Source organism: Streptomyces sp. NBC_00259, assembly GCF_036181745.1.
GTDB classification, from domain to species: domain Bacteria; phylum Actinomycetota; class Actinomycetes; order Streptomycetales; family Streptomycetaceae; genus Streptomyces; species Streptomyces pratisoli.
This window is the reverse complement of the sequence record NZ_CP108080.1, coordinates 2,563,848-2,576,996: the sequence shown is the minus strand read 5'-3', so window position 1 is coordinate 2,576,996 and position 13,149 is coordinate 2,563,848. Positions and strand designations below refer to the sequence as shown.

Annotated in this window: 10 protein-coding genes; 4 read left to right on the top strand and 6 right to left on the bottom strand. The window is 71.0% G+C overall.

The genetic code is table 11. From position 1 onward, the window contains the following. Positions 1–116 precede the first annotated feature (116 nt). From wecB to OG766_RS11565, 6 genes are all read right to left on the bottom strand, one after another. Positions 117–1,220, bottom strand: a complete 1,104-nt coding sequence (wecB, locus tag OG766_RS11590) for a non-hydrolyzing UDP-N-acetylglucosamine 2-epimerase (RefSeq protein ID WP_266374244.1) — start codon at positions 1,218–1,220, stop codon at positions 117–119. A 279-nt stretch (positions 1,221–1,499) separates the two neighbouring features. Then, positions 1,500–3,215 (bottom strand): D-glucuronyl C5-epimerase family protein, encoded by a 1,716-nt coding sequence (locus OG766_RS11585; RefSeq protein WP_266374245.1) that lies wholly within the window; start codon positions 3,213–3,215, stop codon positions 1,500–1,502. Between the two features lie 178 nt (positions 3,216–3,393). Beyond that, entirely contained in the window at positions 3,394–3,990 is a 597-nt protein-coding gene (locus OG766_RS11580) for an acyltransferase (RefSeq protein ID WP_266374247.1), read from the bottom strand. 110 nt (positions 3,991–4,100) lie between these two features. Continuing rightward, on the bottom strand, positions 4,101–4,652 hold the full coding sequence (locus tag OG766_RS11575) for a hypothetical protein (RefSeq protein ID WP_328725229.1): 552 nt from the start codon (positions 4,650–4,652) through the stop codon (positions 4,101–4,103). A gap of 27 nt (positions 4,653–4,679) precedes the next feature. Next, a complete protein-coding gene (locus OG766_RS11570) occupies positions 4,680–5,165 on the bottom strand; it encodes a D-glucuronyl C5-epimerase family protein (protein WP_328725228.1) in 486 nt (161 codons plus the stop codon). A 966-nt stretch (positions 5,166–6,131) separates the two neighbouring features. Continuing rightward, the gene (locus tag OG766_RS11565; RefSeq protein ID WP_328725227.1) at positions 6,132–7,979 is read right to left on the bottom strand and encodes a hypothetical protein; all 1,848 of its coding nucleotides are present in this window, start codon (positions 7,977–7,979) and stop codon (positions 6,132–6,134) included. 315 nt (positions 7,980–8,294) lie between these two features. Here OG766_RS11565 and rplU point away from each other — a divergent pair, with 315 nt between their 5' ends. The 4 genes from rplU (at position 8,295) to OG766_RS11545 (ending at position 13,074) form a co-directional block, all read left to right on the top strand. Next, on the top strand, positions 8,295–8,615 hold the full coding sequence (rplU, locus tag OG766_RS11560; protein WP_030211179.1) for a 50S ribosomal protein L21: 321 nt from the start codon (positions 8,295–8,297) through the stop codon (positions 8,613–8,615). 14 nt (positions 8,616–8,629) lie between these two features. Further along, on the top strand, positions 8,630–8,884 hold the full coding sequence (rpmA, locus tag OG766_RS11555; protein ID WP_023550764.1) for a 50S ribosomal protein L27: 255 nt from the start codon (positions 8,630–8,632) through the stop codon (positions 8,882–8,884). 118 nt (positions 8,885–9,002) lie between these two features. Beyond that, positions 9,003–10,439, top strand: coding sequence for a GTPase ObgE (gene obgE / locus OG766_RS11550; RefSeq protein ID WP_266374250.1), 1,437 nt, complete (start codon positions 9,003–9,005; stop codon positions 10,437–10,439). Between the two features lie 505 nt (positions 10,440–10,944). Continuing rightward, complete coding sequence (locus tag OG766_RS11545; protein WP_328725226.1) at positions 10,945–13,074, top strand: glycosyltransferase family 4 protein; 2,130 nt, start codon at positions 10,945–10,947, stop codon at positions 13,072–13,074. The last annotated feature ends 75 nt before the right edge of the window (positions 13,075–13,149 follow it).

Here is a 13,149-nt window from a genome sequence, read left to right as displayed (position 1 = left end):
ACCTGGGAGACGCTGACATAACCGGTGACGCTAGCACGGTGACATGTACGGATTCGGGCCACCTGTCGCCGCGTCGCCCCTCGCTGAGGGAGTGCGGCGCCCGGGCCCGTGCTCCGTCACGCGTGCCGGCTGCCCCCCTTCCACTCTTCCATGATCCGGACAACGTTCTGGGCGGCCCTGCCGTCGCCGTAAGGGGTGCCGGGGTCGGCGGTCGGCACGGCACGGGTGACCGTCGCGGCCCACTCCTCGGGGGAGAGGGTGTGCGGGTCGGGAACAAGGACGTTCCAGCCGGTGTCCACGGTTTCCACCCACTCGGTCTCGGGCCGGACCGTGGTGCAGATGCGCTCCAGCAGGAACGCCTCCTTCTGCAGACCGCCGGAGTCCGTCACCACACCGGTGGAGGCCAGCACGGCGGCGACCAGACCCGCGTACGGCAGCGGCCGGCCGACGTGCACGTTGCCCTGCGTCAGGTCGATGCCGTGCGCGTCGGCCCGCGCGACCAGACGCGGGTGGGCCAGCAGCGCCACCGGCACCGGCAGCTTCGCCATCGACTCGATGATCGCGGAGAGCCGCTCCGGGTCGTCCGTGTTGTCCGGGCGGTGCAGCGTCGCCAGCAGGAACGGCTGCGACGGGTCGATGCCCTCGGGCAGCGCGGGCGCGGGGTGCTCCCCGGCGCGCACGGCGTCCCGGATCCGCAGGCAGATGTCGACCATGACGTCACCGGCGAGCTGCGCGCGGTCGGCGAGGCCCTCGCTCGCGAGATGGCGCATGGCCTCCTCGGTGGGGGCCAGCAGCAGGTCGGCGCAGTGGTCGGTGAGGACGCGGTTGTGCTCCTCCGGCATCCGCCGGTTGAAGGAGCGCAGGCCCGCCTCCAGGTGCGCCACGGGCAGGTGCATCTTCACCGCCGAGAGCGCACCGGCGATGGTGGAGTTGGTGTCGCCGTACACGAGCACCCAGTCCGGCTTCTCACGCTCCAGGACCGGGTCCAGGGCGGAGAGCACGGAGCCCGTCTGCACGCCGTGGCTGCCCGAACCGACGCCGAGGTGGACGTCCGGGTCGGGGATGCCCAGGCCGTCGAAGAAGACGTCGGAGAGATCGGCGTCGTAGTGCTGTCCGGTGTGCACGATGAAGTGCTCGTGCTCGGTCTCCGCGAACGCCGCCGCGATGGGGGCGAGCTTCACCAATTGAGGACGGGCACCGACGATGCTGATGACTTTCACTGAGCACTCTTCTTCTCGGTCAGGGCGATGGCAGGCGTGTCACGGTCTCACACTGCTCGCAATGGTAGGCAATCCGCGAACTGACCAGGCCCGGGCGTCGGGGCCGCACCGGGCGGCAGTCGTGTGCATGCAATGGTCAGAACGCCGCTGCGGACATACACGGCAGCCGCATAACGATTTCGTGAACCGTATGCGTACTTCGGCCGAAAACGGGTCACCGGGGACCGTACGTGCGGGCCCTACGCCCCCGACGGTGCTCCAGCGGTGCTTCTGCCGTGGTCAGCGGCCGTCGGTGACGACATCGCCGGCGAAGACCCAGAAGCCCTTGAGGGCCCCGGCCGCGATCCGGCACATCGGTCTGCCGTTGACGACCGACCGGCGGTCGAAGGGCGCGCGGGAAGGTTTGGCGAACGTCACCGTGCGCGTCGCCGCGACGGCCCGGTCCCGGCCGAAACGGCGGCAGACCACGCCGGTGCCCGCGGGGAAGACGAGCGAGCGCTGGGGCCGGTACACGCTGGGCAGGTACTCGCCGAGCAGATAGGACTTCGGGAAGGCCTCGCCCACCCACCAGCCGGCGTACGGGCCCGTGTCGATCCGGTACGCCACCCCGCGGCCCATGATCCGCCGCCGCCGGCTCGCGGTGGCCCGGGTGGCCCGGGACAGGGACACGGTCCTGCGGGCGAGTTCCGCGTCGCCCTTCGAGGCGAGGAAGTCACCGTCGGTGTTGGTGTCGTACCGGTACAGGGTGTGTGTACCGGCGGCGAGGACGACAGGGGAGTCCGCGGGCAGCTGTCCCGCGGGGAAGTCGTCCGTCAGCAGGTCGCTCATGTGGGCGAAGCGAGGGCTGCCGGTCTGCCAGTGCAGCTGCCGGTACAGATTGATGTGGTGCTGGTGGTACGAAGGCGTCGGGATCCGGTGGGTGAGGCAGTAGTGCGAGGCCCACTGCCGGTTGCGCAGGGTCGGGAAGTAGTGGTCGACCGTGGTGCAGGCACCGTCGTAGAGCTGGGCCGCCAGTGCGTTCCCTGTGGCCCGGACGTAGTCCCACAGCCCGAACATGGCGAAGATCATGCCGTTGTACGTGCAGTCGGACGTGCCGGGCGCGTCGACCGGGTACTCCTGGATCCACAGGTGGCCCTCGCTGTCACGGTTCACGACCCACGGGGCGGCGTCGTCCCCGCGCAGCAGCGAGGCGAAGGCGCCGTCGGCGGCCGTCCGGTAGAGCGTGCGCTCCGCGGCCGTCACTCCGTCGAGCTGGGACAGCTGGATGAAGAGGCTGATCGCCTCGCCCTGCGCCATGCCCGAGTACCAGGGGGCGCGGTAGGAGATCCCGCTGTGGGTGCTGTGCGTGAAGTCGAACGGGTACGGGAAGTACCACGCGCCGCGGCTCTCCACCCGGTTGTCGATCAGGCGGTGCGCCTGGGCCTTGGCGCGCTTGAGGAAGAGGGCCTTGCGGTCCGGGTCGCCGGCGGTGCGGTGGGCGGCGACGCAGCCGAGGCCGAACTGGATCTGGGTGACCGGCTGGTCGTACCCGGCGGCCGACCTGCTCGGGCGGTACTTGATGACGCCTGCCGGATCGAGATAGGTGTGCGCGGTGTCCGGGGTGACAGCGGCCCACGCCGTGGGCCGGTCGCGCCAGGGCCGCAGCTGCTCCGGCAGGTCCGCCGCCGTGTAGCCGGAGGTCCGGAACGTGAACGGCGGCGTGTCCGGGAGCGCCTCCCGGACGGCCGCCGGGGCGGGGGTGCCCTGGGCGTACGGGACACGGAGGGACGGTGCGGGGGGAGTCACCTTGCCTCCCGAGAGCTGGTCGGGCAGTGGGGGCACGGGCGGAACCTGGGGCTGGTGAGGGTGGCCGAGGGGCGGCGGCAGCGCCGGGGCGCCGATGACCGCCTGCGCGGTGCCGGCGCCGGCACCGGCCAGGGCGCTGCCGAGCACGGCGCCGCCCGCGAGCCGGACGAACCGTCTGCGGTCGAGCGTGGAACGGCTGTCCTCAGCCATGCCTGAGCCCCCCGGGGAAGATCAGCGATGGCTGCGGATCCTATGGGGAGCCCCGGGGTGGGAGCGGTGACGGACACGCGGAAGCGGGGACGGCCGACTCGATCGGATGCCTGAGCCGGCCTCCCGGCCTTCTCGGGGTGACGCGGCGCGTCACCCCGTAACGGGTCTGCGCGGCCCGTCAGCGCTCGGTCAGGACGCCGTCCTTCTCCTCGTACAGGGAGCCGGTCTGCGGGCACTCCCACACGCCCGGCTCGCCCGCGCGCTCGGTCAGGCGGACGCCGGTCCGGCCGACCCAGCCGATCCGCCGTGCCGGGACACCGACGACGAGCGCGAAGTCCGGCACGTCCTTGGTGACGACGGCGCCCGCGGCGACCATCGCCCAGCGGCCGATGGTGACGGGGGCTACGCACACCGAGCGGGCACCGATCGAGGCACCGTCGGCGATCTTCACGCCGACGGCCTCCCAGTCGCCGCCGCGCTTCTGCTTGCCCTCGGGGTCGACGGAGCGCGGGTTGTGGTCGTTGGTGAGGACCACGGCGGGGCCGATGAAGACACCGTCACCGAGCTCGGCCGGCTCGTAGACCAGCGCGTAGTTCTGCAGCTTGCAGTTGTCGCCCATGCGTACGCCCGTACCGACGTACGCACCGCGGCCGATCACACAGCCTTCGCCGAGGCGGGCGCCCTCACGGATCTGGGCGAGCTCCCACACACTGCTTCCGGCGCCGATCTCGGCGGTCTCGTCGACCTGGGCGGTGGGCTGGACCCTGTAGTTCACTTCTGTGCCTTCCGGTGTCTGGCTTCCCGGCGAGCATACGGCCGCCCGCCTCCGGCTGTGCGGCCGGAGGCGGGCGGCCCGTATCTGCTCTGGGTGGTGTGCGGAGGTGATCAGGCTCCGTCGGTCACGACCTGGTTCGCGGGGACCCAGTAGCCGGCGAGCTCACCGGCCGAGATACGGCACATCGCCCGGCCGTTCACGATGGACCTCCGGTCGAAGGTTGCCGTGGTGGCGGTCGCGTACTTGACGTTCTTGGTGGTGCCGACCACACCGTTCGTGCCGAACTGGTACACCGGGATGTCGGTGTTGGTGCGGAACGTCAGCGTGCGCTGCACCCGGTAGTCCGTCGGCAGGTACTCACCGCGCAGGAAGGCGTTGGGGAACGCCTCGCCGATCCAGTAGCCCTTGTACGCTCCGGCGCTGATCTGGTACCAGATGCCGGCGCCCTTGATCCGTCGCCGCATGCTCACCGGGGCGCCGGTGGCCTTGGCGAAGGTGACCTTCTTCGTGGACAGGATCTTGTCCGGCGCGGCCAGGTTCTTGTCGTAGGACCCGTCCGGCTTGGTGGCGATCTTGTAGAGCGTGTGCGTGCCCTTGGCGATGGCGATGCTCGCGCCGGCCGGCAGGACGTACGGCGGGAAGTCGTCGATCAGCAGGTCCATCTGGTTGGCGAAGACGACGCTGTTCGTCTACCAGTGCAGCTGCCGCCACAGGGTGATGTGGTGCGGGTGGTACGAGTCCGTCTGGATCCGGTGCGTCTGGCAGTAGTACGAGAGCCCACGGGCGTTGCGCAGCAGCGGGAAGTAGCGGGCCATGGTGGTGCAGGCGCCGTCGTACAGCTTGGCCGCGAGCGCGTTGCCGGTCGCCTGGAAGTAGTCCCAGAGGCCGAACATGGCGAAGACCATGCCGTTGTACGTGTAGTCACCCGCACCGGCCGTCTTGAACGGGTACTCCTGGATCCACAGGTAGCCCGCGCGGTCCTTGTTCACGCACCACGGAACCCCGTTGTCGCCCCGCAGCAGCGAGGAGAAGGCGCCGTGCGCGGCCGCCATGTAGAGGGTGCGCTCGGACTCGGTGATGCCTTCGAGCTGCGCGAGCTGGACGAAGAGGCTGATGGCCTCGCCCTGGGCCATGCCCGAGTACCAGGGAGCCTTGTAGTCGACGCCGCTGTGCACTTCGTGCTTGAAGCTGAACCCGTACGGGAAGTACCAGGCGCCACGTGCCTCGACGCGCTTGGCGATGAGGCGGTCGGCCTGGGCCTTGGCGCGCTGGAGGAAGACCGCCTTGCGGGTCGGGTCCTTCTCGATGCGGTAGCTGGTGTGATGCAGCCGAGCCCGAACTGGACCTGGCCCACCGGGTGATCGTAGCCCGTGGCCCCGTTGTTGGGGTGGTACAGGTAGGCGCCCTGGGCGTTCAGCCGGTAGAGACCCGTGGGGGTCCTGTTCTCCCAGAGGGTCGGGCGGTTGCGCCAGGGGCGCAGGGCCTCCGGGAGGTCCGCCACCATCGTGAAGCCGCTCGTCTTGAACTCGAACGGCAGGGTGGTCGGAACGTCCTTCTCGACCGCCCGCGGGTCCGGCGCGGAGCGCGCGGACGGAATGTGCGTGGACGGGTCGGGCGCGTAGCCCGTGCCCCCGTCGTTCGGGTCCGGCAGCGGCGGCACCGGGAAGCCACCGGGCGTCTGCGGCAGGCTCAGCGCGAGCGAACGCGGCATGTTCGCGAACGGGTCGGGCTTCCCGTCGAACACCCCGGTCGCCATGGCGGTGAACGCGCCCCCGCCTGCTACCGCGACGCCGGCCGCGGTGCCGCCTGCGATCCGGATGAACCGTCTGCGGCCGACGTCGGCACGCCTCTTTCCAGCCATGGCTGAGTACCCCCCCATGGGCATTGATCAGTCAGTGATGAAGTGGATCGTATGTGAAGGGTGTGGAGTTCTGTGATGAGAGAAGGTGGCCAACTCAACAAGGCGGAGAGGTCGTTGGTTCATACCAGCGGTTTGATATGCATTTGGGGGCATTTGCGTGGTGCTCGTGATGAAACCGTGACCAGTCGCGGCCGCTGATGCGCACCGCTGACGCGTGTCCGTCCCGGCGGCGATTCGCCGAGCTCCGAGGCTTTCTGACGAACCGTCGAGTCGGATGCGTTCAGCGGACGCGGCGGCGGCGTTCCCTGGTCGCGGAGGCGAGTTGCGCGGCGAAGACGAGGCTCAGCAGCGAGAACAAGAGGGAGCGCGGCGTGTTCACGCCGGGGGACCACCAGGCGTACGCGGCCGCTGTGGTGAAGAACACGAGCGCGACGCTCCGGAGCAGCCACCACAGCTTCGGCCGGGGAGCCGGGCTTTCGCCCGAGAGCTGGACGAGGAGGCGGTCCGGGTCGTTCGTCAGGGTGTCGCGCAGGCCCGAGAGGATGCCGCGGCGCTCCAGCAGCCGGGTGCCGGGGACGCCGGCCAGGGCGTCGGGGTGCTCGCCGAAGCCCGCCGGGAGCGGCGGCAGGCCAAGGGCGGTGACCAGGTCCGCCTGGTGGCGGGCCGGGGCGGCCGAGGAGCGCAGCAGGCCGGTGAGCGGGCGCGGGTCGGGAAGGCCGTAGACCCGGGCGAGCGCGCCGGCGGTCGCGGCCGCCGAGGCGTGGTCGGCGACCGGCGCGGCCGGGTCCCAGGCGTGGGCCGCGACCTCCTTGCCCTTGTGCAGCAGCGTGAACCCGGCCAGGCCGCCGGTCCGGCGCAGCACCAGGGCCGGCCACTTCTCGCCGGTGGTGAAGGTGTCCGCCGCGCCGGTGAGCCGGTCCTCGCCGCCGCTCAGGGCGGCCCGCCGCCCGGGCGAACCGTCCGGGGCGAGCGCCACATAGCTGGCCGAGCCGCCGGCCGGGGCGATCCGCAGCGGGATCCCGCACATCAGCGCCGCCGCGGCCACCTGTGCGGGCGGTGCGGCGGCGATCGCCATCAGGTGGACCACGGGCCCCGCCGGGACATCCGTCACCGAGCCGGTCACCGACCGCGAGGGCCTGGAGAAGAAAGGGGTCGCGCTCGCGATCTGCATCCGTACGCCGGTGCGGAAGTCCAGGAACTCCTGACGCGCGTCCCCGAAGTACGCCCACGGGTAGGAGCGGGCCTGCACCCCGATCGCCCGGAAGACGTCCAGCGCCTCCTCGAATCGCTTGGCCAGGATCAGCATCAGGGCCAGCTCGTTGCGGAAGCCGGCCGCCTCGGGGTCGCCGGGCTCGTAGAAGGAGGACAGCTCCAGCGCGCGGTCCACCGCGGCGACGATCCGGGACCGGTCGATCGGCCCCTCTTTCCCCGCGTCGGCGACGACGTCGTACTCGATCGCGGCCGCCAGCGGCAGCGCGCGGAGCTTCGAGCCCGGCAGAGCCTCGTCGGCCGCCCGTTCGGCGAAGTCGAACATCTCCTGGTGCGAGCCGTGCCACTTCTCGCACAGATACCACAGTGCGGCGGCGTGGCAGCCGTAGTGGTGCGGGGCGCGGGCGGTGGCCTCGGCCCAGTACGCGTCGAAGAGCTCGCGCGGCGCCTGGATGCCCATGGCATGGGTGAGGGCGATCCGCCACGGCACCGGGTCGTCGGGGTTGACCTCGGCAGCCGCGCCGAGCACCGGGACGGCGTCCTCGAGCAGGGCGAAGAACGCCTTGAGCCGGTCGGGCGACACCTGTCCTGCGCGGGCCCCGGTCCGTATCGCCCACGCCTGAGCTATGCACAGATCGGCCTTGACCAGCATCGCGTCCGGGTCCTTGGGCGACTCGGCGAGCCATGCGTCCAGCCAGCCGGGACTGTGCAGGGCGGAGTCGGCGAACGCGCCGACGTAGTCGCTGCGCCGTTCCCACTCGGCGCCCAGCCGCGTCGCCGCCAGCAGCTCCCGCGCGGGCCCGTGGTCCCCGGCGGTCGCCGCGGCCACCGCGTCGCGCAGTGGTTCCGGCCGCTCGTCGAGGCGAACGGCCTCGTCCGGGGGCAGGTCGGCACCGACGGAAGGACCGTGCCGGAACATACGAGGCAGGGTGAGAAGGGAGCGCAGGGACACGAGCGCACATTCAACAACCCTGGGCCGGGCGGCCACCAGCCCTGATCATCCGCAGTGGGCGGAACGGCGTCCTCGTCTTCCCCGACGACCTGGTTTGACCCCCTGCGGCCCGCCCCGTAACCTTGACCGTCGGCGTGTTTCCATACGCGTCAGCTTCTGAGCACCTCCCTTCCGGCCCTCGGCCGGGAGAGGCCGTTCATCCATTGCGGACAGTCGCGGGCCCTTGGTCCGTGCGGACGGCTGGCTTCAGGGGTTCCCGTTTCGAGCGAGAGAGAGATCCGCGTGTACGCCATCGTGCGCAGCGGTGGTCGCCAGCACAAGGTTGCTGTCGGCGACATCGTTGAGGTTGACAAGATTTCCACTGCCAAGGTTGGCGACACGGTCGAGCTCTCGACCCTGCTCGTTGTCGACGGCGACGCTGTGACCAGCGACCCGTGGGTGCTGGCCGGGATCAAGGTCGAGGCCGAGGTCGTGGACCACCACAAGGGCGCCAAGATCGACATCCTGCGCTACAAGAACAAGACCGGCTACCGCCGTCGTCAGGGCCACCGCCAGCAGTACACGGCGATCAAGGTCACGGCGATCCCCACGGCTGCGAAGTAAGGGACTGAGGAGAGATGGCACACAAGAAGGGCGCATCGTCCACCCGGAACGGTCGCGACTCCAACGCTCAGCGGCTCGGCGTGAAGCGCTTCGGCGGTCAGGTCGTCAACGCGGGTGAGATCCTGGTCCGTCAGCGTGGCACCCACTTCCACCCGGGCGCGGGCGTCGGCCGCGGCGGCGACGACACGCTGTTCGCGCTGCAGGCCGGTGCGGTGGAGTTCGGTACCCACCGCGGCCGCAAGGTCGTGAACATCGTTCCGGTCGCCTGAATCAAGGCCCCGTAGAACAGTTCTCGCGAGGGCGGACCTCATTTCCCGTGACGGGAAGTGGGTCCGCCTTTCGCGTGTTACGCAGTAGACATTTCCGTACGTACTGGAGGCACACCCCATGACCACCTTCGTGGACCGCGTCGAGCTGCACATCGCCGCGGGTAACGGAGGCCACGGCTGCGCCTCCGTTCACCGTGAGAAGTTCAAGCCGCTCGGCGGACCGGACGGCGGCAACGGCGGCCGTGGCGGAGACGTCATCCTCACCGTCGACCAGTCGGTGACGACGCTGCTGGACTACCACCACTCGCCGCACCGCAAGGCGACCAACGGCAAGCCCGGCGAGGGCGGCAACCGTTCCGGCAAGGACGGTCAGGACCTGGTCCTGCCGGTGCCGGACGGCACGGTCGTCCTCGACAACGAGGGCAACGTCCTGGCCGACCTGGTCGGACACGGCACGACGTACGTGGCGGCCGACGGCGGCCGCGGCGGCCTCGGCAACGCGGCGCTGGCGTCGGCCCGCCGCAAGGCTCCCGGCTTCGCGCTGCTCGGCGAGCCCGGACGCACCGGCGACATCGTCCTGGAACTGAAGACCGTCGCGGACGTGGCGCTGGTCGGCTACCCGAGCGCGGGCAAGTCCTCGCTGATCTCCGTGCTGTCCGCCGCCAAGCCGAAGATCGCGGACTACCCCTTCACGACGCTGGTCCCGAACCTCGGCGTCGTCACGGCCGGCTCGACCGTCTACACCATCGCGGACGTGCCGGGCCTGATTCCCGGCGCCAGCCAGGGCCGCGGCCTCGGCCTGGAGTTCCTGCGGCACGTCGAGCGCTGCTCGGTGCTCGTGCACGTCCTGGACACGGCGACGCTGGAGTCCGAGCGCGACCCGGTCTCCGACCTCGATGTCATCGAGGAGGAGCTGAAGCAGTACGGCGGACTGGACGACCGTCCCCGGATCGTCGTCCTCAACAAGATCGACATCCCGGACGGCAAGGACCTCGCGGAGATGATCCGCCCGGACCTGGAGGAGCGCGGCTACCGCGTCTTCGAGGCGTCGGCGGTCGCGCGTACCGGGCTGAAGGAGCTGTCCTTCGCGCTGGCCGACATCGTGGCGACGGCGCGCGCGGCCAAGCCGCAGGAGGAGGCGACCCGGATCGTCATCCGCCCGAAGGCGGTCGACGACGCGGGCTTCACGGTCACGCAGGAGGAGGACGGCCTCTTCCGGGTGCGCGGCGAGAAGCCGGAGCGCTGGGTGCGCCAGACCGACTTCAACAACGACGAGGCCGTCGGCTACCTGGCGGACCGCCTCAACCGCCTCGGCGTCGAGGAACAGCTGATGAAGGCGGGCGCCCGCGCGGGCGACGGCGTCGCGATCGGCCCCGAGGACAACGCGGTCGTCTTCGACTGGGAGCCCACGATGATGGCCGGCGCGGAGATGCTCGGCCGCCGCGGCGAGGACCACCGCCTCGAGGCCCCGCGCCCCGCGGCCCAGCGCCGCAAGGACCGCGACGCGGAGCGCGACGAGGCCCAGCGCGAGTTCGACGACTTCGACCCGTTCTAGCAGCACCGGGCACAGACGAGGCCCGGACCTGACGTGCCGGGGCGTCGGCCTCCGGGTGGTGGCGGCTGACCTGGGCGTCGACCTTCGGCGGTCCTGGACCTGGCCCCGGGCCGAGGCCGGTCCGGCCCTGGCCCGGGGTGGTGGCGGCTGACCTGGGCGTCGACCTTCGGCGGTCCTGGACCTGGCCCCCGGAGCCGGGGCCGGGACCGCCTCGCCTCGGCGAGGGCGGACCTTGCTTTGCCTCCGTAGTGCCCCCGGCCCGGACCGTCCCGCTTCGGGCGGGCCGGGCCGGGGCTCGGCCCGGCCCGGCTCGGCGTCGGCCTCCGAGGACGGGTAACAGCAACGTCGCGCAGCTTCTCGTGGCTCGTGCACGTACCTCCGGCCTTGTGTGAGATATCCGGTCCGTTCGGATCCGTGCGGTGGCACAACCTCTCGCCCGCTATCACCGTCTTGTACGCGGGGGGTGGGGCAGCAAGGTGCCCCAGCACGGCTGAACGGAGCGTTGATGAAGGTCTCCTTCCTCATCCACACCATCTATGGCATCGGCGGCACCATCCGCACCACGCTCAACCTCGCGGAGGAGCTCGCCGGGCGCCACGACGTGGAGATCGTCTCCGTCTTCCGGCACCGGGACGAGCCGCTCTTCGCGATCGACCCCCGCATCTCCGTCGTACCGCTCATCGACACCCGCCCCTCCTCCCCGGGCAACGAGAAGAAGCATCCGCTCGCGCTCCAGCCGGCCGAGCGCTTTCCGGCCCACGAGGCGCGCTTCGCCGAGTACAGCAGGCTCACCGACCAGCGCGTGCGTGAGCACTACACCGGCTCCGACGCCGACGTGGTGATCGGCACCAGGCCCGGACTCGTCGCGTACGTCGCCCAGTTCGCGCCCGAGCGCGCCGTGCTCATCGGCCAGGAGCACATGACGCACAATCACCACAAGCCGGAGCTGCGCGCCGAGATGCGTGAGCACCTCGCCGCGCTCGACGTGTTCGTGACCGTCTCCGAGGGCGACGCCGTGGTCTGGCGGGACCGGATGCCGCTGCCGGACACCCAGGTGCTGGCCATACCGAACAGCGTGCCCGAGCCCATGGTCGCCACCTCCGACCTGGGCGGGACCACCGTCGTCGCCGCCGGGCGGCTCGCCTCGGAGAAGCAGTACGACGTGCTGATCGAGGCGTTCGCCAAGGTCGTCGCCGTACGGCCGGACTGGACGCTGCGCATCTGCGGCTGGGGCAAGCAGAAGGAACGTCTCCGCAGACGTATCGACCAACTCGGCCTCTACAACCGCGTTCATCTCATGGGACCCCGCTCGCCGATCGAACCGGAGTGGGTGAAGGGCGCGATCGCCGTCTCCACCTCGCGCCACGAGTCCTTCGGCATGACGCTCGTCGAGGCGATGCGCTGCGGACTGCCCGTCGTCAGCACCGACTGCGACTACGGACCGCGCGAGATCATCGCGGACGGTGTGGACGGGCTGCTCGTCCCCGTCGGCGACACCGACGCCATCGCCGCCGCGCTGCTCCGGCTGATCGACGACGAGCCGCTGCGCCGCCGGATGGGCGCCGCGGCCCGCTCCCACGCCCGCCGCTTCGACCCGGGCCCGGTCGCGAAGCAGTACGAGGAACTGTTCGCGGCCCTGGGCGCGGGTTCCCGGTCGCACACCGAAGGTCCGCCCGTCCCCTCGGCGACCCCTTCGGCCGGCTCCGGCCACGAGAGCGTAAGCGCACCCGCCCCCGCCCCCGCATCCAACCCCGAGATCCCCGCCCCCGTACCTTCGCCCGCCGCGGGCGACCGCCGCGTGGACTGCGTGGCCGAGGAGAGCGGCGCGCTCACCGTGACCCTGCTCGGGGAGCAGACGGGGGAGACCGTGCTCGTCTGCGCGCACCCCGACCCCGCCGCCCCCGACCGGGTCTTTCCCTTCGACGCGAGCGGGCGCGCCACCGTCCCCGCGGACGCGGACCTCGCCGAGGGCATCTGGACCTGCCACGCCGTTCCCCAGGGCTACGACGGCGACCGCCCCCCGCTCGCCACCCGCGCCGTCGACCAGCGCGGGGCGATGCGGGCCGCCGCCCGTGTCCGCCCCGGCGTTCCCGTCCGCGCCCTCGTCCCCTATGTAAGGCAGGGCGGGCTCACGCTGCGGTCGTGGGTGCGTCCCGTCCACGCCGAGTCCGGCGACGTCAACATCACTGCTCGGCACCTCACCATTTCCGGGCGTTTGCTGGGAGAAGCGCAACTGACCGCCGACCCGGTCCTGCTGCTGCGCCGCCGTGGTAAGGACACCGGTGCACTGGAGTTCCCCGGCGCCCGCGTCGGCGCGGACGGCTTCCGCTGCACCGTCCCGCTCGCCGCCCCCGCCAAGGTCCAGGCGTCCGCCCACGACGTGTGGGACCTCTGGCTGCGCCCCGCCGCCGGCGCCGAGCCCGTCCGCATCGGCCGCTTCCTCGACGACGTGGTCGAGAAGGGCACGGTCTTCCCGTATCCCTCCGTCGACCTGCTCAAGAAGCGCCCGTTCGCGCAGGTGCGCGCGACGGTGCGGCGGCTGCGCTCCCGGCCTCGGGACGAGGTAACGGTGAAGATCTTCTTCAGCGCAGGCAACGAACTTGTACTCAATGTCGTCGACAAAGCGATGAAGTAACGCTCAGCCACACCTCTCCCCTGTGGTATCAGTCACCCCTTCGTCCTGTTCTGCCCTCGCAAACTTCCCTGGCCA